The sequence below is a fragment of the Streptomyces sp. NPDC002911 genome (genome assembly GCF_053591835.1).
Map to the genome: position 1 here is coordinate 19,369 of NZ_JBSFUO010000026.1, position 22,636 is coordinate 42,004.

15 protein-coding genes are annotated in these 22,636 nt (G+C 68.2%); 4 read left to right on the forward strand and 11 right to left on the reverse strand.

Going from position 1 to position 22,636, the window contains the following annotated elements; all coding sequences use genetic code 11:
* Positions 1–62 precede the first annotated feature (62 nt).
* Entirely contained in the window at positions 63–1,292 is a 1,230-nt protein-coding gene (locus ACWD04_RS27540) for an MFS transporter (protein WP_451136332.1), read from the reverse strand.
* A gap of 141 nt (positions 1,293–1,433) precedes the next feature.
* Here ACWD04_RS27540 and ACWD04_RS27545 point away from each other — a divergent pair, with 141 nt between their 5' ends.
* Positions 1,434–2,633 (forward strand): ROK family transcriptional regulator, encoded by a 1,200-nt coding sequence (locus ACWD04_RS27545; protein ID WP_451136334.1) that lies wholly within the window; start codon positions 1,434–1,436, stop codon positions 2,631–2,633.
* Positions 2,634–2,682: 49 nt separating this feature from the next.
* On the opposite strand, the gene ACWD04_RS27550 is transcribed toward ACWD04_RS27545, so the two are convergent.
* From ACWD04_RS27550 to ACWD04_RS27590, 9 genes are all read right to left on the reverse strand, one after another.
* The gene (locus tag ACWD04_RS27550; RefSeq protein WP_451136336.1) at positions 2,683–4,848 is read right to left on the reverse strand and encodes a UvrD-helicase domain-containing protein; all 2,166 of its coding nucleotides are present in this window, start codon (positions 4,846–4,848) and stop codon (positions 2,683–2,685) included.
* Positions 4,849–4,894: 46 nt separating this feature from the next.
* On the reverse strand, positions 4,895–6,484 hold the full coding sequence (locus ACWD04_RS27555; RefSeq protein WP_451136338.1) for a serine/threonine-protein kinase: 1,590 nt from the start codon (positions 6,482–6,484) through the stop codon (positions 4,895–4,897).
* A gap of 347 nt (positions 6,485–6,831) precedes the next feature.
* The gene (locus ACWD04_RS27560) at positions 6,832–7,251 is read right to left on the reverse strand and encodes a contact-dependent growth inhibition system immunity protein (RefSeq protein WP_451136340.1); all 420 of its coding nucleotides are present in this window, start codon (positions 7,249–7,251) and stop codon (positions 6,832–6,834) included.
* Positions 7,252–7,452: 201 nt separating this feature from the next.
* Positions 7,453–12,117 (reverse strand): putative T7SS-secreted protein, encoded by a 4,665-nt coding sequence (locus ACWD04_RS27565; RefSeq protein WP_451136342.1) that lies wholly within the window; start codon positions 12,115–12,117, stop codon positions 7,453–7,455.
* The gene (locus ACWD04_RS27570; protein WP_451136344.1) at positions 12,117–12,764 is read right to left on the reverse strand and encodes a hypothetical protein; all 648 of its coding nucleotides are present in this window, start codon (positions 12,762–12,764) and stop codon (positions 12,117–12,119) included. Before ACWD04_RS27570 ends, ACWD04_RS27565 begins: the two co-directional genes overlap by 1 nt.
* The gene (locus ACWD04_RS27575; protein WP_451136346.1) at positions 12,761–13,252 is read right to left on the reverse strand and encodes an SseB family protein; all 492 of its coding nucleotides are present in this window, start codon (positions 13,250–13,252) and stop codon (positions 12,761–12,763) included. Before ACWD04_RS27575 ends, ACWD04_RS27570 begins: the two co-directional genes overlap by 4 nt.
* Before the next feature lie 48 nt (positions 13,253–13,300).
* Positions 13,301–13,795: an ATP-binding protein gene (locus tag ACWD04_RS27580; protein WP_451136348.1), complete on the reverse strand. Its 495-nt coding sequence runs from the start codon at positions 13,793–13,795 to the stop codon at positions 13,301–13,303.
* A 134-nt stretch (positions 13,796–13,929) separates the two neighbouring features.
* A complete protein-coding gene (locus tag ACWD04_RS27585) occupies positions 13,930–15,693 on the reverse strand; it encodes a hypothetical protein (RefSeq protein WP_451136350.1) in 1,764 nt (587 codons plus the stop codon).
* A 115-nt stretch (positions 15,694–15,808) separates the two neighbouring features.
* Complete coding sequence (locus ACWD04_RS27590) at positions 15,809–16,861, reverse strand: MarR family transcriptional regulator (protein WP_451136352.1); 1,053 nt, start codon at positions 16,859–16,861, stop codon at positions 15,809–15,811.
* Positions 16,862–17,375: 514 nt separating this feature from the next.
* Between ACWD04_RS27590 and ACWD04_RS27595 the strand changes: the two genes are divergently transcribed.
* Entirely contained in the window at positions 17,376–20,924 is a 3,549-nt protein-coding gene (locus tag ACWD04_RS27595; RefSeq protein ID WP_451136354.1) for an nSTAND1 domain-containing NTPase, read from the forward strand.
* A gap of 15 nt (positions 20,925–20,939) precedes the next feature.
* Here the strand turns inward: ACWD04_RS27595 and ACWD04_RS27600 are convergent, their stop codons facing one another.
* Entirely contained in the window at positions 20,940–21,239 is a 300-nt protein-coding gene (locus tag ACWD04_RS27600) for an NIPSNAP family protein (protein WP_398970558.1), read from the reverse strand.
* Between the two features lie 312 nt (positions 21,240–21,551).
* Between ACWD04_RS27600 and ACWD04_RS27605 the strand changes: the two genes are divergently transcribed.
* Both ACWD04_RS27605 and ACWD04_RS27610 read left to right on the forward strand, forming a co-directional pair.
* Complete coding sequence (locus tag ACWD04_RS27605) at positions 21,552–22,436, forward strand: helix-turn-helix domain-containing protein (protein ID WP_109881709.1); 885 nt, start codon at positions 21,552–21,554, stop codon at positions 22,434–22,436.
* Positions 22,433–22,636 (forward strand): DUF397 domain-containing protein, encoded by a 204-nt coding sequence (locus tag ACWD04_RS27610; RefSeq protein WP_351773273.1) that lies wholly within the window; start codon positions 22,433–22,435, stop codon positions 22,634–22,636. The genes ACWD04_RS27605 and ACWD04_RS27610 overlap by 4 nt, the downstream gene beginning before the upstream one ends.

Genomic DNA, 22,636 nt, shown 5'->3' on the forward strand with positions numbered 1-22,636 from the left:
ACCCCGTCGCCAGAGGGACCTGCCGTTCGCCGGCCCCGCCCGCGACGCCCTCCGCCCGGCCGTCAGCTGTCCGCCGGGGTCCTGGTCGGCGCCGCCTGCGGAGCGCCGCTCTCCGCCACCTTGCGGTCGCTGCCGCGCAGCACCCCGGCCCCCAGCACCAGCCCGAACGCCAGCACCGTCACCAGGCCGAAGGACACCAGCAGCGAGGTCGCCTCGGCCAGTGAGCCGATCGCCGACGGTGCGATGAGTCCCGAGGTGTACGTGATGGTGGCGACGCCGGCGATGGCCCGGCTCGGGTTGTCCCCGCTGCGGCCCGCCGCTGCGAAGGCGAGCGGGACGGTCACCGCCACGCCGAGCCCGAGCAGTCCGAAGCCGCACAGGGCCAGCGCCGTGTTCGGGGCGAGAACCACCAGCAGACCGCCGACCGTGGCCAGCACACCGCTCACCCGGACGGTCGGCACGGCGCCGAAACGGTCCACCACCCGGTCGCCCGCGAGCCGTGCGATCGCCATCGTCAGCGCGAACGCCGTGGTCGAGGCCGCGGCGACACCGGCCGAACTGCCCAGGTGCTCCTTGAGGTAGACCGCCGACCAGTCCAGGCTGGCGCCCTCGGCGAAGACCGCGCAGAATCCGACCGCGCCGATCACCAGCGCCGACTTCGGCGGCAGGGTGAAGCGCGGCGGCGGCTCCTCGTCCGGCCGGCTGCGCAGGTCCAGTACGCCCTGGCAGGCGATCAGGCCGAGCACGGTGAGGACCAGGGCGGCAGCCGTGTGGTGCAGCCGGGCGTCGGCCCCGATGTGGGCGGCGACCGTGCCGGCCGTCGAACCGATCAGGGCGCCCACGCTCCACATGCCGTGCAGCCCGGACATGATCGACTTGTCGAGTCGGTTCTCCACCTCCACGCCGAGCGCGTTCATCGCCACGTCGGACATCCCGGCCGATGCCCCGTACACGAACAGCGCCGCGCAGAGGGTGAGCAGGTTCGGTGCGAGGGCCGGCAGGATCAGCGCGAGCGTCCAGAGCGCCAGCAGTCCGCGCAAAGCGGTCCGCGCGCCGAAACGGTGGCTCACCCGGCCCGCGAGCGGCATCGCCAGCGAGGCGCCGATGGCCGGGAAGGCGAGGGCGAGCCCGAGCTGTCCGGCACTCACGGAGGCGTGGTCCTGAATCCAGGGGACCCGGGTCGCGAAGCTGCCGGTCACCGCCCCGTGCACGGCGAAGACCGCCATGATCGCGTACCTGCCCCGCCTGACCTGTTCCGTGCCGAAGACCGTGACCGCTGGATCCTTCGTCATAGGCCGTGCCCTCCCCTGGACTCCCTGCCCGCCGGCGTCTTCCGGAGGGCATCGCACACTGCGGGGCGTAAACTATCAGGAACCCTGCCTGATAAATAACCCCGTGGCGATCGACCGTCAGTGATCTGGAAGGATCCCGGCATGCCCGCATCCCCGAGCACCGCCCGGGCCATCAACGACCGGCTCGCCCTGCGACTCCTTCAGCAGGACGGCCCGCTGACGGCCACTCAGCTGAAAATTCTGACCGGCCTGTCCCGCCCCACCGTCGCCGATCTGGTGGACCGCCTGCAGGACGCCGGCCTGGTCCGGGTCGTCGGGGAGAGCGGTTCGGACCGTCGCGGACCCAACGCCCGCCTCTACGGGATCGTCGCCGACCGGGCGCACCTGGCCGCCCTCGACGTACGTACGGACAGCGTGGCCGTGGCCGTCGCGGACCTGCTCGGCGTCACGCTCGCCGAGGCCACCCTGCCCATCGGCAGCGACACCGGGACCCGGCCCGCCGTCGAGCGGGCCGTCGCGATGCTGGAGCGCACCGCCCGCACCGCGGGCACGGCCCCGCTGCACAGCGTCGGCATCGGCGCCCCCGGCCTGATCGATCCCGTCACCGGTGAGCTCAGGAACACCGCCGGACTTCCCGCCTGGCACCGGGGTCTGGTCAAGGAACTCCAGGCGCGGCTGTCCGCCACCGTGCTCGTGGAGAACGAGACCAATCTCGCCGCCGTCGCCGAACACCGCATCGGAGCCGCCCGGGACCGTGACACCTTCGTCCTGCTGTGGCTCGGCCACGGCATCGGCGCCGCCGTCATGCTCGACGGGAAGCTGCGCCGCGGCGCGTCGGGCGGGGCGGGGGAAATCGGTTTTCTGCCGGTCCCCGGTACCTCGGGGGTGCCCTCGGCGGTCAACTGCGAGGGCGGTTTTCACTCGTTGGTCGGCTCGGCCGCCGTCTGCGGGCTGGCCGCGGACCACGGTATCCAGGCGAGCGACGCCTCGGCGGTAGGGGCGCAGGAGCAGGACCCCGCCGCCGCGTTCGCCGTACGGGCCGCGCTGAGCGCCGACGACGCGGGCGGAAGGGCCTTTCTGGCGGCGCTCGCAGACCGCCTCGCGATCGGAGCCGCCTCCGTCGTGTCCGTGCTCGACCCCGGCTGCCTCGTCCTGGCCGGCGAGGTCGGCCGCGCCGGCGGCGCCGCGCTCGCCGCGCTGGTGGAGGAACGGCTGGCCCGGATGTCACCGCTGCGTACGGAGGTCAGGGCCGGGACGCTGGGCGGCGGCGCGGTCCTGCGCGGCGGGCTGTTCGCGGCCAGGGAGGCCGCCCAGGACGCCCTCTTCAGCCCGGGGGGCTGAGGGACCTGGCGGGTGTGGGACAGGTCCGAGTCAGGCCCGGGACGGCTCCTCAGCTGCGGTGCGGGACACCGTGGTGGCTCACGGTCCCCGTTTCCACGAGGAAATCGCTCGGCTCGCCCCACCACGACACGTACAGACTGTCCCGCGCGCGGGTGCAGGCGACGAACAGCAGACAGCGTTCAGCCAGAAGGTCCGCCTCGTGCTGCAGCCGGTCGACGTCCACCGGGGTCACGGCCCTCGGATAAGGCAGGGAGCCCTTGCTCACGCCTATGACGGCAACGCACCGGAACTCCAGTCCCTTGAACGCATGCATGGTGCCGACCTGGACGGCGGCCGGGTCGGAGACGGCATCACCCCGCAGGCGTACGGCGCGGATCCCCGCTGCCGTGAGGCGTTCCACCGCCTTGTCGGCACTCTTGTTGAACCGGGAGCCGATCCCGATGTCCCCAGGCTCGATCCCGCTGTCGAGCCACGCGCGTACCCGCGTGACGAGGGCGTCGAGTTCGGCGGTTTCCGAGCTCCCGCCGAACACTTCGGGTCCGGTGCCGTGCAGGGCCGACCGGTAACCGAGCAGCGTCTCGTTGCGGGCGTCGTCCGCGAGCTGTTCGAACGGGCGGCCGACGAGGAGAGCGGTCGACCAGCTGAGGATCTCGTGGGTGGACCGGTAGTTCTTGCGCATCTTGGTGGACCGCCCGGAGACCCGGACGCCGACCGCCTTCAGGGACACCTTCGTGTCGTAGATGCGCTGGTGGGGGTCGCCCGCGATGAAAAGGTCGTCCGGCCGGGCCGGAGCCGCAGCGCGCAGCAGCCGCCACTGGGCGGGGTGCAGGTCCTGCGCCTCGTCGACGACCACGTGCCGGAAGCGGGGGCCGACGCTCTCCAGCAGATCGGCGGCCTCCGCGCACGTACCCAGGTAGGTGCGCAGCCCGTCCGTGGTGAGCCGTTCGGTGAACTCCTCGATCGTGCGCCGGACGAGCCTGCGGGAGGACACGGTCAGGGCGCTGCCCCGCCCCCGACGCTCGCAGCCCTCGTACTCCTCCAGGGTCCGGAGGTTCTGTGCGAGAACCACGTGCTTGTACTCCTGGGCGAGGAACTGCGCGGTGCCGGTGAAACCGGTGGCCTGTGCCGCCTGCTCCCACCGTGCTTCCTCCTCACCGCCCCGCAGCGGCCTCCGTGACGTCGACACGACCCTTCCCGCAAAAGCGTCGACGGTCATGATGTCGACGCGGTCACGCAGCACTTCGTCCTCGACCAGCGCCGCCAGCCCGGTGCGCAGCGCGGCCACGAGCGTGTTGGTGTACGTCGTGAGCAGAATCCGGTCTCCGTCGCGCAGATGCCCCAGCAGGTGGCGTACCCGGTGCAGGGCGACGACCGTCTTGCCGGTGCCCGGGCCGCCGGTGACCTGGGCGGGGCCTGAGTACGAGGGCCTGTAGGCGACCCTGTGCTGTGACGGGTGAAGGAAGACCCGCCAGGCGGCGAACGGCTTGGCGAGGATGTCGCGGAGTTCCTCGGAGGCGGTGACGAGCGCGATACGGGCCCGGGTGCGCCGAATGGCGGTCGCGAAGTCCTCGGTGTCCACGGGCGGGTCGCCGGCGGACGCTGTGGACATGCTGACGGACACCACGTCGCGCCACACCTCCTCCACGCTGAAGCCCGCCGCCAGGTATTCCAGGACCTCTCGCTGGTCCTGCGGGAAGTACGGGGCGAAGATCTCCAGTTGTTCCGCGTCGGTGAGCGCGCGGGCCTGGCGCAGGGTGGTCCCGTCGATACCGAGCGCGGTCATGTCCCCGTCGGACACGTGCGCGAACAGGCGCCGATGGGGGGCCGGGGCGATGCGTTCGTACGCCGGCGTCAGCTCGTCGAGCATGGCGATGTCCCGGATCTCGACGGACCGGGTGACCGTGTTGATGCTGGCCTTCTGCTTGATCGCCCACGCGATCGCCTTGTCGTGCGGCATCACCCGCAGCAGTACGTAGGTGTCCCCGCTGTCCGGTGCGAGGACGACGCCGCGCGTGCTCTGATCGATGCGGATGGTCCTGATGTGCGGGTCGCGGGCCCGTTTGAGCGTTTCCAGCTTCAGTCCCTGATCCTTGAAGAGCTGGTCCAGGGTGAGGCGTTCGAACTTCTCCCAGGCGTCGAACACCCCCTGTTTGACGCTCCCCTGAAGCTTGCTGAGCTGTGCGCAGAAGTCGATGTCGAAAGCGAGGTGGGGCATGGGCGGACTCTCCGGGGAAGCGATTGACGTCGGAGGTGATGGCGGGTCAGGCAGCTGGCCCGTCGAGGTCGAGCTCGATCAGGGCCAGTGCCTCGGCGACCTCCTCCGACAGGTCGTCCGTGGGGCCGTAGACCAGGCACAGGTCGTCGTGGAGGGGTGCCAGGACCAACTGCGCCTCAGGCGCCTCCCCTTGGGCCAGGAGCAGCATGCCGATGTCCCGGCGCAGCTCGACCGCCTCCTCGCTCACGTCGCCGTCCACCGCCCGGACGACGTCCAGAACCGCCCGCAGTGCCACCAGCGCGTCGGTGGCCTGGCCCAGTTCGGCGCGGCACCGCGCAGCCTGGGCCCTGCAGGCGCGGGCGTGCGTACTGCTGGCGCCACCGGTACGCGCGTACGCGTCGGCCAGAGCGTCGAACTCGGGGAGCGCGGCCCGGTAGTCCCCGCCAAGTAGCTGGATCGCGGCGCGCTGAGTCCGGAGCTCCAGGACCTTCTTGTTCTCGGCCCCGAGGGCGCGTGCGGCAGGCTCGATGATCTCGCTCAGCACCTCGGCGGCCTGGGCGAACCGCTCCTCGTCCAGCAGCGCGTCGGAGTGCGCGTACGCCTCCGCGATCTCCTCCCGCAGCCGCTCCGGTACGGCCACAGGAACCGGAGGTGCGGCGTTCGGATCGACTGTGGTGGGTACGGCCCTGCCCGTACCGGCGCGGGCGCGCGGCGCGTACGGCTGACGGAAGACGCCCGTGGGATCGGGCGCCCCCTGCGGCCCCGCCTCGCCGGGCGCAGGCCTCTCGCCGGGCGACGGCAGGAAGGGCCAAAGCCGCTCGTACACCTCTTGTACGTCGACGGGCCGGGCCTCAGGCGCCTTGAGCAACAGGTGCAGGACGAGCTCTTCCAGGGGCGCCGGTATGTCCGGCCGCAACAAGCGCAGCGGGGTCGGCGCGGCGTTCACGTGCTGGTACATCACCAGATACTCGCTGTCTGCGGTGAACAGGCGCCTCCCGCTGAGCAGTTCGTGCAACACGCAACCGAGCGCGTACAGGTCGGTCTGCGGACTGGTCCGCCCGCCGCGGACCTGCTCCGGCGCCATGTACTGGTAGGTCCCGATGGGGCTGCCGGTAGCGGTCAGCTTGGTGACGTCCGTGCGCAGTATCGCCGCGATCCCGAAGTCGAGGACCTTCACCGTCCCGTCCCGTGCGACCAGGATGTTGCTCGGCTTGAGGTCGCGGTGGATCACGGGCACGTCGTGGGCGTGCGACAGGACGGTGGCGACCTGCGCGGCGACGGCGACGGCCCAGCTGACGGGCAGAGGGTGATCGGGATGGATGTATGCGGACAGCGGGACGCCGTCGACCAGCTCCATGACGAGGAACAGCCGCTCATAGGTGTCATCGAGCACGGCGTCGAACACCTGCGGCACGCCGGGATGCTGGATGCGCGCGGTGATGCGGGCCTCGCGCTTGAATCGCTTGGCGAACTCCTCGGCCAGCTGCGGTGAGCCGGCAACGGCCTGCCGCCGGACCACCTTCACGGCGACCGGCCGGTCCAGCACGGCGTCGTAACCACGCCACACGTCACCCATGCCGCCGCTGTTGAGCTCCTCCAGGAGCTCGTACCGCCCGGCGATCGGCTGGTCCGGCACCTTGCCCCCGTGTGTGCGTGCGCTGACGGCCGGCGCGTGTTGGCGCGCGGACCCGACATGGTGGGGCAAGTCTCTCCGGGCGGCGACCTCCAGTCCAGCTAAGCCGTGGTGAGCGAGGGAGGGGGCGTCACTTTCCGGTCACCGGAGACGGTGTGCCGGGCGGTGCACAACGTGGTCCTTTGTGGGAACCGTCCACGCACGCCCAGGGCCAGTCGAGTTCGCCGGTCGCGTCCAACTCGGCGCACAGGACGCGGTGCAGCTGGTCCAGCCGCCGCCAGCAGATCTGCGCTGATTCGAACCCCACCTCTGAGGTATTTCTGCCTCTGTTGTGGATTCCAATCGTTATTTCAACGTCCTGTATCGTTTATGGTCTCAAAGAATTTTCGGATGCTTGATTGCATATATGGGGAAGTCTCATCGATGATGAGTAGAATGTCTTGGAGTTCGGCAGCGAGATCGGGTGCGGAGCGCCAGGTGTCGGCTCTGCGAGTCAGGACTGCGGTCAGCAGGTCGTCGTCGTAGAATCCGCCGCCGGGCTGCTCTTGGGCGGTATCTCGCAAGATTTCCAGAGCCAGAGGGAGGAGCCAGGGAACACCCACGTCCTGCCCAATCATTCTTGCTAGTTCATGGGCATTGAGGCTTCCGATGGGGGATTTACGCAAAGCGTACACGGTGCGCACCAACCCTGTTGCGCTCGGCGGTGGCTCTGGCCAAGTAACCCCCTCCAGATCTTCCAGAGACTTTTTTCTATCGGGCGTCTTCTTCATTGTGGACTCGCTTCCTTGATCAGGGTGACTCGCCTATGGCTTTCTTGTGGCTCAATACAACACGTGTGATCCGGATCGAATTATCAGGTCAAGAGTGTTCGCGCGCATGAATGCGGGAACCCTTACATGTTTCTACACATCGCAACTTGCGCCTGTTTTCGATGGAGAGCGCGGATTTTAGTAGGCGTCGAATGAAAGCGCTTATCGGTGTCCGATCGAATGAAGGAAGCCGTTAAGGTTATTTAGTAGCTTGTTCACTTCGCTTCGCTTTGCCAGAAGAATTTCAAGTCCTCGCTCTGTGATCGCATCCGGGACATTCCTGATCTCCAAGTCAATCACTTTTCGTATTCTGTCCAGGCCGTTCCTTGCCTGTGTCAAATCAGATATGTGGTCGAATGGCACGCCGTCGGGGCGCCGTGCGACTACCTCACCGTTGGCTTCTCTTCGTGCGGCGTCGTAGTGATTATGATTGGGTAGTGAGTTTATCTCACCCAAAGGGTCTCGCTTTATGTTCGAGAGCTTCTCGAGTGCCGATTGTGCTGCTCTACTGAGCCCCAGCCCTTCGTATGGGGCCAACCCGAGAGGATCGGACCATGTTGTGGGATTCCGTACGTAGGTGGAAGGGTTTGCTGCGGGCAGCAACCCCAGTGGGTCGCTGGTGAGATATCGACCAATTTCCGGTGCGTAGTAGCGCAGAAGATTGTAATGCAATCCGGTTTCGAGGTCGCAGTACTGCCCTGGGAACCTTAGTGGTGTGTAGGTGTCACTTTTCGCGGCCCATGCCGTGGTTCCCCACAGAGCGCTTCGCGTAGACCACGCGATTTTTCCATACTCGTCCAAGAGCTCTGTGGGGGCGCCGACCGTGTCCGTTATCACAGAGAAAAATCGCTCATTGACTGTCTGAAGTGAGGAGCTGTCGGAAAGGATGCGTTCGGTCTGCGTGATCGGGTATAGGCCGTTGTGGTCCCATGACAAGGCTACCGGATTCGCTAGCGCCTCACTTTGTGTTATTTCTTCGCACAGTGTGATTCCATCCCAGGTGAATATCACCTGTTCATGGATCGTGTGCCCGTCCCCGAGGATGCATTGTTTGGCGATGCGTCGGCCCAGCGGATCGTACTGGTAGCGCCATAGTGCCCCGTCAGGTGTGGTTGCCGAGCGCATGCGGTCCTCGGCGTCCCACTCGTATCGCCACGTGTCCGGTTTCCTGGAGAGGTACTTCTTCTGGCAGAGAGTGATACGACCGAGTGCGTCGTGTTCGTATCGGACGTTGCCCGCCCGCGTGATTGTTGTACCGGAGTATGTGCGAGTACCAGTAGCCTCCTGGCCAGGATGTGTGGCCGGCCAGCTAGCTTCGGTCTGGTTGCCGGCCTGGTCATAGGCGTAGCGTTCCCTCCAGCCTGCTGCCTGGACACCAGTGACGTGGCCGACCACGTCGAGGTCGAAGGCCTTGCCCCCGATGAGTTGGTCGGTGAGGCCAGCGAGGTGGCCGTCGGCGCGGTAGGTGTAGTCGCGGCGTTGGATGCTGCGGCCTGCCCCGGTTACCTGCTGGGTGGTGAGGCGGCCCATCATGTCGAACCGTGAGAACAAGCTGACGCTGTCGCCGATATGCCGGGCGATCTCCTGGCCCGCCGCGTCATGTTCGAAGGTGAGGGTGCGGCCCGAGGTGGCGAGCGAGGTACGCCGTCCTGCGGCATCGTACGTCCAGGTGCTGACCGCGCCGCTAGGCGTGGTGCGGCCGATGCGACGGCCGAGCCGGTCGTACTCGTACGTCATCTCCCGACCGTTGACGGTCTCGGACCGTAGACGGCCGCAGCGGTCACGCAGGTACGTGACCGTGGCGTCCGCGTTGACGGCCTCGGCCAGTTCGTCGAAGAGGTCGTAGGCGAAGGTGGCGACGGCTCCCGCGGCGTTCTTGGAGACGATCCTGTCCAGTTCGTCCCGCTCATAGCGGGTGGTTTGGCCGAGTTGGTCGGTGCGTGCAGTGAGGCGGCCCGACACGTCGCGGTCATAAGTCAGGGTGCGGCCGTCGAAGTCTGTTTCGGAGACGAGGCGCCCAACCGCGTCGTAGACGTAGTTCCAGGTCAGGCCCTGGGGGTTGAGGACTTGAGTGAGTTGGAGTTCGTGGTCGTGGGTGAACTCGTAACGCACGCCGTCGGGGCCGGTGCGGGCCGTCATGAGATCGAAGTGCGTGTACTCGAAGCGGGAGACGGCCCCCATGGCATTGGTGTGGGTGAGGCAGTTGCCCTCGCCGTCGTACGTCCAGGACTGGGTGGTCCCGTCCGCGTCGGTACGAGAAGCCAGCTTGCCCTCGACGGTCCATTCGAGGCGCGTGATCGCGCCGAGAGGGTCGATGAGGGTGACCGGGCGGCCGAACGAGTCTCTGGCCAGGCGGGTCGTGGCGCCGAGCGGGTCGGTCATCTCGAGTGGAAGGCCGGCCGCGTTGCTGCGGATGTAGGTCGTGTTGCCGAGCGCATCCGTCACGGTGCTGGTGTGGCCGGCCTCGTCGTACGTGCTACGTGTCACGGCACCGGACGCGTCGGTGACAGCGACACCATTGCCCCGCTCGTCGTAGGCCTGGCGTACCACGGTCCGGTCCGGGTTGGTGACGCGGACCGGCAGTCGGAGATCGTTGTACTCCGCGGACATTTCCCTGCCGTCCGGGCGGACCGCAGAAGTCAACTGTCCTGCCTCGTCGTACCTGAACACGCTGGTGCGGCCGAGCGGGTCCGTGCGGGACAGTAGGCGGTTGTAGCGATCGTACTCGGATCGGGTGATTGCTCCGAGAGCGTCGATCTCGGCGACGACTTGCGAACGATCGTTGATCAAGTGGCGCTCGGTGTGCCCCAGACCGTTGGTGAGGGTGGTCACCCGGAGCCCCGACACGGGATCGACATCGTCCCACGTGAAGGACGATTCGAGGTGTCCGTTCGTGCCTGACTGGAAGGTGCAGCGGTCCTGATCGTCGTAGACGTAGTTGAAGCGGCTTCCGTTGGTGTCGGTCCAAGAGGTGATGCGGCCGCGCTCGTCGCAACTGAAGCGCAGGGGGTGGCCGGAGGAGTTCGTGACCTCGGTCAGGTGGCCGTCGGCGTAGCCGTAGCGCCGGATCTCCTGGTCGGATCCGTCTGGCGCCGCACCCGCGAGGTGAAGAGCAGTGATCCGGCCTTCGCCAGTCGTGAGTTTCAGGTGGTAGCCTCCATGGTGGACGATTGCCGTCGGGGCACCGGCCTCGTCGTGCTCGAAACCGATCCAGCGGCCGTTGCGGTCGTCGATCTGGGCCAAGAGCGCGAGCTCGTCATTTTGATTGACGAAGTGCCAGACTCTTCCGGTCTCGGGATCGGTGATGGTGTAGCCCTCTTCGACACGGTCCAGGGGCCACTGCCGACCGTGCGTGGGCGTGACCGGCACTCCAGGGGCTGGATGAGGGTACGCCAGGAGGCTGCCCTCGTCACAGCAGAAGACCACGCCCTCGGAATCGATCTCCAGCCGCTGGTCCACTGTCGATGACCAGGCTGGGCCGAACCAGCGCCCCGAACGGCGCGAGGAGTCGAAGGTACGCTGAAAGACGAGGGGCATCGAGCCCGGCAGGGTGATGTCCGTCTGGGGCAGCAGCATACGGCCCGTCGCGATGTCGATCGGGTCCTGCTTGCACAAAGTCTCGCTGTACTGTTTGCCGTTCGCGTCCGGACCCTTTTCCTGATCCGCGCGGCTGCCATCCGGCTTGTTCCCCTCGGGCAGGTGTTTGGTGGGTTTGAGACCGGCGCGCAGACCTCCTCGCAGTACCCCCGCGCCCTTGGTCCCGAACAGTTCGGGGACGAGCCGGCCGAGAAATTCGGAAGGGTCGCCCTTGGCCGCGTCCCAGGCGTTCTTCAGCGCGCGGTCGGGGTTGGCGACGGTGGAGGTGAGGCCGGCGAGCGTCATGTTGACGCCCTTGTAGTACTCGGCCGGGTGCGTCAGGTTGTACGGGTCCTGGGGATTGATCGACCGGACGAAGTTCACCAGCCCAGCGGTGCCCTTGATGACACCACCGCCGAAGTGGGCCAGCTCCATGCCCTGGCCGACCCCGTAGTCGATCAGTTCCTGCTTGGCCCGGTCCAGACCGGTGGGCTCCTTCGGGGCGTGCGCCATCGCAGCGGTGATCGCGCCCTTCGCCGCTTCGGCAGCGTCGTTGCGTGCCTGCCGGGCGCGCTGAAGGATCTCCTGGGCGTGCCGACGCTTGGCCGCGCCCGGGTCGGTGAACGTCCCCGGATGAGGGAGCGGATGGTCGGTGTTGCGGACTGCGTTGTACGCCTCCGCCTTCTCCTTGAAGGTGGCCGCCGCCGTTTCGTAGTCCTGCTTGCCCTCCTTGTAGAGGGCGATCGCCTCACCCGCCTTGCCCTGGGCGCTGGTGACCGCCCCCGCGAAGGTCTCCAGCGCTTTGGCCGCGTCCTCGAACGCATCCGCCGCACGCAGCCAGTCGGTGGGCAGAGTCTGGAACTTGGCGCGGAACGCGTCGGCAGCCTCACCCTTCCAGTGACCGGAATCGAGCTTCTTCATCCCGCCGCCGACGAGATCGAACGCGTGTCGGAAGTCACGGAGGTTCTTCACCGCCGCGCTGATCTTCTCCGGCCTGCCATGGATCAGCTCGTTCGCTTCATCGGTCTGACCGAGCTGCTGCTCCCCGACCTCCGCACCCAGCGAGGACGCGGTCTCATCGCCCCAGTCCTCGACCGCATCCGCCCACTGATCCGCTCCGACCTTCTCCAGACCCGACCCGACAACGTCGGTGCCCTTATCGATGCCCTCGCCGACGACCTCCTTGCCCTTGTCGACCAGATTGCCCGCGCCGTCGTAAAGGGCATCGCCCCACTTCCCCCAGTCCACCATCAGCGACTCTCCCCCCACCGCGGCTGCTCAGCCTGATCGATCGTTTCCTGCGACGGATCAAGCTGCTCCCTGAGCCGCCCGTCCGCCGCCGCACGCACCTCCGCGTCCATCAGCCCGTTGCGCTCCATCGAGTCGAGCGCGGCGTCCTCCACGTCGTAGGCGGTGTCCTTCCAGGTCTGTTTCACCTCGGCGTGGGCCGCATCCCATGACTCGCGGCTGTAGTCCGGGTTGTCGTAGGCGGACTGGGTGCTGACCGTGTCCCAGCTCATCGCCTTGACCTCGTCCTCGGTCGCATGGGGATTCCCGTTCAAGGAGTTCACACCGATCTTGATCGAGTCCTTGACGTACTGCTCCTGTTCCGCGTACGAACCCGCAGACAGCCCGACAGCGAGGGCGAAGCCGTTCCCCTTCTGCGTCAGGGCCCGCACACCCCACTCCCAGCGGTTGCAGAACGTCTCGAACTCCGACGTCAGCCCGCCATGCCCCAACTCCAGGCCGGACAAGGCAAGATCGGAGAACCCCCGGCCCGTCGACGCTTCCCCGGTCATGCCGAGTTCCTTCAGCTCCGCATGCGCCAGATCGATTCCCTTCGCGATCTCCGCCAACGCCTCCGGCGGCACCTGAAGATCCGCGTTCTCCCCGCTCACTGCATCCCCCCGAGATCCACCGCGACCGCGTCCGGCACGATGCCCGCCACCGGCGGGAACAACATCCCGTCCGTACTGCCCGCGTCCAGCGCCACTCCGGCCGGCCCCGGCAGCAACGGCACCATCACATCCAGCAACCGCGCACCCAGAACAGCCTGATACGTCCACTCCCGCCCGGCATCCCCACGGGCCGACGCGAACCGGGCCAGCGCCTCCTCGTCCGAGAAGGCGCAGATCCAGCGCACACCGTTCTGTTCCGCCGACCACAGGTCACCGGCCGAATCCAGTGGCACCAGCACCGCCGTACGTCGGAACTCGCCCAGCAACACTGCAAACTCTCGGCGGGCGGTACGCAACTGAACCTGTTCAGCCTCCGCCGACGTCGCAGCGGGTGTCCGCTCGGGAGGCGGACCCGAAAGATCATCCAGGTCCGCCAGCCGTGACCGCCTGCGCTGCTGCTCCGGTATCCCGTCCCCACCCGTGGTCATGCGAAGGATCATCACACGCACGGATTTTCGAGTGCAACGTGAAATCGCCTACTGGCAGGAATCCTGCTGCTTCGGGCACGGGGAGACTTCCAGGACCGCCCACACCGTCTTCCCCGGACCGTCCGCGCAGGGATACCAGCCCCAGCGGTCGGCGAGGGCTGCGACCAACAGGAGGCCGCGGCCGCCCTCCTGAGCGAGCGAAGCCGGGTCGGTGGGGGCGGGGAAGCGCTCGCCCCGGGTGTCGGTGACCTCGATGCGGATGGCCGTGCCCTCGGCGGACAGGCGGAGGCGGAAGTCGCGGCCGGACACGTGACCGTGGCGCACTGCGTTGCTGCTGAGCTCGGCAACGGTCAGCAGCAACGCATCGTGCGCGTCGCTCCCGTACGGGATGCCCCAGGCGTCGAGGCGCTCGCCGGTCAGGCGCCGGGCGAGACGGGCGCCGCGCGGGGTGGAGCTGAAACGCATCGTGAAGTGGTGCCAGGAAAATCGAGTGTGAGGGGCCCGCGTCGGTCGTACGGGGAGGAGCGGCTGCTTGTCGGTCATCCCTCCACACTGATGCGCCGTGACCGAACGTCGCCAGAGGTCACGCGCTGTCACGGTCCCGGTGTACGTGAAGTGCGCAGGCCTGTACGCAGGAGGGTCACACGGAATGCCCGAGGTGAGTCGGGACTTGGGGCCTATCCTGCGCCTGCGGTCGCGGCCTCGGATCCCTTCGGTTCCGTGGAGCTCGCGTCGGCGCTCTCGTTCTTCCTGCCCGCCTCGACGGCCATGTGGCGCCGCCGTTGCAGCTCGTCGCGTTCCGCGTCCGGGATCGTCATCGACTCGGCGAGCACGGCGGCGAACGCGTCCACGTGCGTGCTGTCCGTGTCGGCGTGGAAGAGCCAACGGATGTTCTCGTCGCGCGTGATGAGGTCGACAGTCAGACGCGTGCCCTTGTCCTGGGTGGCCGCTGCGCGTACGTATCGCACCTGGTCGATCGGGATGTCCGAACGGATCTCGGCTTGCTCGAGGAATGCGCCCGCCTTGGCCGTGATGACGCGGCGATCCGTGATGGCGACCAGTGTGCCTGCCGCGGCCTTGTCCCTCACTCCTGCGAACATCTCCTTCGCCCCGCTGAAGATCGCGGAAACTGGATCGAGAGCGTCGAGCTGCTCGGGGAAGCCGAGAACACGAAGGGTCTCACCCTCCTCCAGGAGCCACCGCAGGATGAGAAGGTACGGCTCGATGTCCGGCGAGCCGGGTGCACAGACGACGTCCGGAGCCTCGAGCGGAGGGGCCGGCGTACGGAGAGCATCGGCAAGAGGCTCGATCGCCTCCAGGAGGCGGGCAACGGTCTGGCGGGCTGCCTTCGAGTCCTTCCGCTTCCCGGGCAGTGGCAGTGTGTCGCGTCCGGGGAGCTCGGCCATGATGCGTAGCTCCCGCGTCAGCGAGTCGATGAGGCTCGTCGCCTCGGCGAGGGAGGAGTCGAACTCCGCGCGGGTGTCGCGCGCGATGACCTCCGCGTACTGCGCCTCGGCCGCGTCTTCTCGTCCAGCGGCTCGCGCTCTCGCGGCGCGCAGCGCGTGATAACCGGTCCATGCCTTGAGGGAGGACAGGAGGGCGTAGGCGTCGAAGGCAATCGCCTCGGCGTTCGTCTGCAGGTACTCATGGTGCTTGCGTGCGGCGGCCCGATCGATCTGCCTGACGTGGTCCTGGACGTGCCCTCGGTAGAGATCGAGCTGCTTCTGCACCAGCGCTCCGCTGCCGGCGACGTCTTCCCACAAGGAGGTCGGGACCGACTCGATCTCTCGCGCCTGGTCGACCGCCCGGTCGACAGCGGCGACGAGCCCGGTCAGTTCGGCCCACTGGTCCTTGCGGATGGCGGTGAGGACCTGACTCGTCACCGCGAGGTTGGTTTTGACGAGGCCGGAGACCTCGCTCAGCATCATCTGAAGGCCGATCATGGCCAGCGCCGGCCCGATCGAGGCCGCAGACTGCGCCTTGCTCACCGCGTTGACGGAGTAGAAGCGCGTCTGATGCAGGATGCGGCCAGGCACCATCACCGTTCCGAGGATCCCGCCGTCCTTGGCTGCGAGCGTTGCGCCGTTCTTCAGCAGGGCCTGTGCCGTGGCGCCGATCCTGTAGAGCCCCTGCACGCCGGCGAAGGCGTTTCCGAGGTTGCCGGCCACGGTCGCCGCGTTCCCGATCGAGGCGAGGACCACGGAGATCTGCTTGCGGTCGACGGCGGGCACGAGTCCGAAGTCGATCAGATCGGGCCTGAGTTCCGCCGGGACCTCACCGCAGACGACTGCCATCCCGGGGAGCACCTCCACCAGGACCGTCGACATCGAGTCGACGTCCGGGCCGGGTGTCGGATCGTCCACCACAGGTGAGTCAGCGGTATCGCTCCGGCCGTTCTCCTCAGTCTCGGCGTTCTTCATCGAGTCCGAAGGGTCCTGCATGTGATCTCCTCCACCGGGGACGCCCAACGGCCTGACGACGTCGGCGTTCGCGGTCGGAGTCTATGGCTCAGCGCCCTGCGGTTCTGCGTGAATGCACCAAGTTGGTTGCGGAGGGTCAGGGCAGGCGGGTCAGGTCGCGGAGCTGGCTGACCAGTGCGTGTACGTCGCGTTCCGCGGACGGAGTTGGGGTGGTCGAAGCAGTGCCTGATGCGTTGGTCCGGCAGGGGCGGCAGAGGCCGTCGGGGAGCGCTTCGGGTGCGCCGGGGCGGCCGCATTCGGTGCACTCCGCCAGGAGGCGGCGTCCCGGGGAGGCGGCCATGGCAGGGGCCGGGCTGCCGGCCACGTGCGGTGGCAGCTTGTCGGTGAGGCGGCGGCGTACGAAGCCGATGGGGGAGTCGACCTGTGCGGGGAGGCCCGAGGTGAGGGCCCGGGTGAGGTAGGTGGCGTCCACGCCCCGCGCGAACCACTCGGCGGCCAGGGGCTCCAGGGCCTGGCAGTCGGCTGCGGAGAGGGCCAGGCGCGGCTCGGTGCGGCCAAGGTGGGCCAGGGCGAGATACGCGGGGGAGGGTGCGGCCGACGTCGCTGCGGGCGGGTGCTGCTGCGGTACGCGGGCGGGGGCAGGGTCGGTTGTCGGCTGCGGGGTGGGCTCAGCCTCGGCGGCCGGTGGTTGCGCCACGGGCGGGGGCGGGGGTGTGGCCGGGGCTTGCGGGGCGGTCTTGGCCGGCGGGGGAGCGGGAACGGGAACGGCTACGGGGATGGGGTCGCTGCCCTCGGCAGTGAGAAAGGCGTCCCACCACTCGTTGTCGCGTGCGGTACGGGACCAGTAGGTGCGGGAGACCCAGCGGACCTGGTCGCCGTCGCCGGTTTGGCAGCGTACGCGGCGCAGATGTCCGGCGACCCCGAGGGCCTTCAACGCACTGGAGACGGCCATCTGGCCGTACAGCGGGAGGCTCTTGGCCAGTGACTTGATGTCCATGGCCGCGCCGTCCGGGAGCCGGTCGACGAATCCGGCGATATACCGCTCGCGCTCCGGCATCAGGGCGAAGTCGTCTGGCTGGGCCGCGCGTTGTCCTGATGCGGTTCGTTTGCCGTAGCCGGGGCTGGCTTTCGCGTACGGGCGTGAGGATGCGGGTGCGCTGAGGGCAGGGCTAAGGTGCTCGGTAGCCACGGGATCGCTCGTTTCGATCTTGGGGTGAGACCCCGGCCTGGTGTTTGCTGCACCGCGTCGGGGTCGATTCGTTGGGGGCACCGTAAGCAGCCGTGACGGTGCGCCGCAAGCTGATCACATTTAGTCATATCGGCTGGCCGTGACGGGGTAGGGAGGGTGGGGAGGTTTTCCCAAACCCCTTCTTCTACCTACCGGGTGAACAACATCGCTCGAATCCCGGGCCTCGCATTCCGACCCCCGAATCCCGAAGCTCAAGCGTCGGGCCCGGCCTCCGGAGATGTCCCCCCTGCGAGTGAACGCCTCCACCCCGGCGCTCGGAGCTCGCCGCCCGAACCCCGAGTCCTGGGGCCCTTGCCCACGTACTGCTCGCCACCTCACCCCGATGGCTTGTTCTGTCGCACGCTGTTGAGATCGACGGGTTCGGGTCTGAAGATGGCTGGGGCAACGGGGAACGGGGGCACGCTGTGCTGCGGAGCGAAGACGGTCTGACCGTCGGTGCGCCATGAGGCAGCGGATGCAGCTCGCGCTTCAGGTGATGTTGGTGCTGGTCGCGAGCCTGTTCGGCATCGTCACCAACTACGCCACCGGAGCCGACGAAGCCCCCTGGCTGTTACAGGTCATCCAGAGGGCGTCCGTCCCCGCCATCGGTGTGCTGGTCGTCGCGATGGTGGTGGGCCAGGTCGTGGTGTACCGGCTGGAGAATCCGGCGCCGCCGCAGGTCGACTGGCCACGTGACCGGGTCCCGTACCCAGGACTGGACGCCTTCGCGGAGGACGAAGCGGCTGTGTACTTCGGACGGGAGGCCTTGGCCGCCGAGTTGACCCGCAGGCTGCACACATCCCCGGACAGGCCGACCGACCGCTTCCTCGTGCTCGTCGGCGCATCAGGGAGCGGAAAATCCTCTCTGGTCAGAGCTGGTGTCATGCCTCGCCTGCGCGACCGCCGTTGGACACTGATCCCCGCCTTCACTCCGGGGACGAACCCGCTGGGCGCGATGGCCGCGGCCATTGCAGCCGCAGGTGGAGGAGAGGAATCCGCAGGTGCGGTCCTGCGGCGTCTGCGGCAGGGCCCCACTGCGCTGAGGACCGAACTGACCCGCCTGCGCGGCGGCCGGTTCCGACGCGTGCTGCTGGTGGTGGACCAGTTCGAAGAGGTCGTCACTCTCGCCGGTGACCGGGAACGCGCCCAGTTCCTCGACGCGCTCCGCCTGTGCGTGGAGCAGGACCCGAGCGTCCGCGTACTCGCCACCCTGCGGGTGGACTTCCTCGCTCGGATCCTGACCACCGGCCACGCCGAGATCTGCCAACACCCCGTCACTGTCGGCGCGCTCGGCAGGAGTCAGTTCGCGCAGGTCGTGGAGAGCCCTGCCGCACTGGTGGATCTCTCCTTCGCGCCGGGCGTGGTCGACGCCATCGTCGACGACGCCGGCACGGACGACGCTTTGCCGCTGCTGGCCTACCTCCTCCAGGAGCTCTACTTCGCCTCCGGTCCAGGCGGGACCGTGACCGAGGAGCTGTACCGCGAATTAGGCGGCGTGGCAGGCGCCCTCGCGCGGCAGGCGGACCACACGGTGTCCGAGCTCGATCATGCCGACGGTATCGCCTTCGTCCTGCGCGTCCTCCTCCGGTTCGTGACGGTCCAGGGTCAGGAAGTGGCTCGGAAGCGCGTCCCGCTGTCCGAGCTCACCGACCGGGAACGGCGCGTCGTGGACGCCTTCATCGACGCACGCCTGTTGATGTCCGACGCGGCCGGCGACGGCACCCCAGGCCAGGAGGAGCCCTACGCACAGGTGACACACGAGGCGCTGTTCCGCCAGTGGGCCCCGCTCCGCCAAGAGGTCGAGTCACGCGTGGACCAACTGCGCGAGCGCGCCGAGCTGGAGCGGTGGGCCGAGGACTGGGAACGCTCCGGCCGCAGTGACGACTACCTCCTTACAGGGGAGCGGCTCTCCCTGGCCCAGCGCAGGCTCACCGCGCTGGAGGAGTCAGGCATCGCGTCCGAGCCGGTTCGTGTGCTGGTGCAGTCGTCACAGCGGCGCGATCTGGCCTTCCTCCGTCGCGTGTCGGACAGTATCGGCCAGTACGCGCTCGGAAGCGCGGAGACGCATCCGGAGCGGGCCGTACTCCTGTCCCTGGCAGCGCTCGGCGAATGCACGCCGACTCCCTCGGCCCGCCGCGGCCTCATGGCGGCGCTGGCGGCGAGCCACCTCCGCACGCGCGTGGATGCGCACACGGACACCGTCAGGCACATCGTCTGGTCACCGGACGGCCGACGGCTGGCCACCGCATCACGTGACGGCAGCGCCCGCATCCTGGATGCCCGGTCCGGGCAGTCGCTGCTCGTCCTGCCGTCCGACGGAGCGATGGTCGAGTCGGTCGCATGGTCGCCGGACTCCGCGTACGTCGCGACGGCGGGGCGAGAACGTGTCGTGCGTATCTGGGACGCCGCCTCGGGCGAGTCCGTCCGGCTGCTGACCGGAGCCACGGACATCGTGAGGCAGGTGGCCTGGTCACCTGACGGACAGTACGTCGCTGCCAGTTCGAAGGACTGTGTCGTACGCGTGTGGGAGGCCGGGACGGGGAGCCTCACGCAGGCTTTGGAAGGGCACCGGAACGACGTGTGGGGCGTCACATGGTCGCCGGACAGCACACGCCTCGCCTCGGCATCGCACGACCAGACGGCCCGCGTGTGGGACCTTGCCACCGGTGCCACCGATGTCGTGCTGGAAGGCCATACGGACTTCGTCGAAGGCATCGCCTGGTCGCCGGACGGCCTCTCCCTCGCCACGGGCAGCGGTGACCACACCGCCCGCATCTGGGACGCCCGGACCGGTGCCCTGCGGCTGCTGCTGCGCGGCCACACCGACTACGTGTGGAACCTGGCCTGGTCCCCGGACAGCCGGGCCCTCGCCTCCGCGTCCTCCGACCACACCGTGCGCCTCGTCAGCGCCCAGGACGCGAAGGTCCTGGCCGTGCTGCGGGGCCACAGCGACACGGTCTGGGGCGTGACCTGGTCGCCCTCCGGCACCCAGCTCGCCACCAGCTCGACCGACGGTTCGGCGATCGTGTGGGACCTGCGGCCGCGAGGAGCTGAGGTCGTCGCGGCCGACGGCCACCGCGGCCCGGTGAACCAGGCATCCTGGTCCGCCGACGAACAGCGGATCGCCACCGCCTGCGACGACGCGACCGTACGCCGCTGGTCCGCGAGCGACGGGACCCCTGAGGGAGAGCCGCTGAGGCTCGACGACCGGGTCTGGAGCGTGGCGTGGTCCCCGCTGCCCCAGGACGGCAGACTCGCGCTCAGCACCAACGACGGCCTCTTCCGCATCGTGGACGGCACCGGTGCCGTGCTGGTCGAGCAACGGGGAGAGGTCGTCGAGTCATGCACCTGGGCACCCGACGGCCGCCGCATCGCCACCGGCGGACACGACGGCATCGTGCGCGTACGGGACGCGGACACCGGCACCGAGCTCACCGCTCTGGCCGGCCACCAGGACTGGGTGGGACGCATCGCCTGGGCGCCCGGCGGGCGACTCCTCGCCAGCTCATCGGACGACCGCACCTGCCGCCTCTGGGACGTCGCGGAGAGCCGCCAGCTCACCGTCCTGCGAGGCCACGACAACTACGTCGACGACGTCGCATGGTCCCCGGACGAACAATGGATCGCCACGGCCTCCGGCGACTGGACGGTGGCGGTGTGGGAGGTCACCACGGGCCGCCGCATGGATGTGCTCAAGGGCCACGAGGGGCGCGTCCGCTGCGTGGCCTGGTCACCCGACGGCCGCTTCATCGCCAGCGGCTCGGACGACCGGACAGTACGTGTCTGGCGTGCCGACACCTTCGAGGAGGTCGCCGTCGTAGGCGTCCACCAGGACAAGGTCTCGTCGGTCGCATGGTCCCGGGACAGCACCCGGCTGCTCACCGCCTCCTTCGACGGCACAGCCCGCATCTGGTCCGCCGACCCCGACTACGACCGGCTCGAAGCCCATGCCCGGGGGCGTGTGTTCCGGACCCTTGACGAGGACGAACGGCGACGGCACCTGCTGCCCCTGGCGGGGGCGTAGACGGCGCGCGTCGGCTCAGTACCACTCCTCCACCGTCCGCTCCTCGGTGCTGACGAGGTAGTCGTCCGGATCGAGGTCCATCGACTTGCGGGCCGGCGAGTCCCAGTACATCGCGTTGCGCTCGGCAAACGTCTCCGGGCCCTCGTAGGAGATCAGCCAGACGAACTGGTTGTGCTCCCGGTCGACCCAGGCGCCGCCGATCGCGAACCCCAACTCAAGACGCAGCGGCAGGATGTCGGCCTTCCACCGCTGCGCCCACTCGTCCAGCAGGCCTTCGCGGACGGTGTAGGTGCGGAGCTGGGTGGTCTTGGCCATGAGGAGTGTCCTCTCGCGGGTCGACAGGGTGCGCCACCCGCAGAGGCTATGTGATCCACGGGTGGCCGGGATGGACGAGCGTCGGCCCGCTTGTACCCACTCTTTGGAGGGACTTGCCTGTGAACGCTGTGCAGGCGTGCGAGCGGGTGATTACGGTGCCCGAGCGGGACGAGGCAAGGCGGGCGCGGTGGTTCGGGGGCCGCAGACGTGGGTGATGTCGTCCTGCCGGGTGAGCTGTGAAGTGCTCTCTGTTGTGTGACGGTTGAGCGCGACGGACGTGGTGCGTGTGCGTACGGGGACAGGCGGTGGCGGATGACGCAGGACGAGATGGATGCGGGCGTGGGTACGGAGGAGGGCGCGGAGCGCTCGTCGGGTGCCTCAGCCCAGCCGGAGGGCAAGGCGGAGAACGGGGTTGCGGTCGCGTTCGGGCGGCAGTTGAAGCTGTTGCGGGTGAGGGCGGGGCTGGACCGGGTGGAGTTCGGCAAGCGGGTGGGATACGCGGCGCAGTCCGTCGCGTCGTTCGAGCAGGGGCGGCGGATTCCGCAACCGGAGTTCATCGACAAGGCGGACCGCGTGCTGGACGCCGGGGGACTGCTGGTGGCGTTGAAGGAGGAGCTGGCGCGGTCGCAGTATCCGGCGTTCTTTCGGGATGCTGCGCGGTTGGAGGCGAAGGCGGTAGCCCTCTGTGTGTACGGGCTTTATGCGGTGCCAGGCCTGTTGCAGACGGCAGACTATGCGCGGGCAGGGTTCCAGCAGGAACGGCCGTTGCTTGACGACGAGATCATTGAGCAGGGAGTGTCTGCTCGACTGGCCAGGCAGGAGATCTACGATCGACGCCCCGCGCCGCTGTTGAGCTTCATTGTGGATGAGGCTGTACTTCGCAGGCCGATCGGTGGTCGGACAGCGCTGCACGGCCAGCTGGAACACATGCTGCGCCTCGGTGAGAAGCGCAACGTCGAAGTGCAGGTGATGCCCCTGGACCGTGAGGACCACGCGGCACTCGGCGGACCTTTCACGCTGATCGACACCGCGCAAGGGCAGCGCATTGCCTATGCCGAAGTGCAGGGTGACAGCCGTCTCTACACAGGCCGTGCAGCGGTCCGCGAGCTTGAAGCCCGCTATGGCATCATCCGGTCACAGGCTCTCACTCCTCGTGAGTCCTCGGAGTTCATCGAGAAGCTTCTGGGAGAGAAATGACCATTCACCACACCAGGCTGGCGACCCTCGATTTGACGTGGTCCAAGAGCAGTTACAGCACCGGCAACGGCGGCGAGTGCGTTGAGTTCGCTACCGAGGCCGCGCACGTGCACATCCGGGACTCGAAGCACCCCGACGGCCCGGTGCTGACCATCGGCCCTGGCGCATGGGCCGGGTTCGTCGGGCTCGTCGCTGGCTGA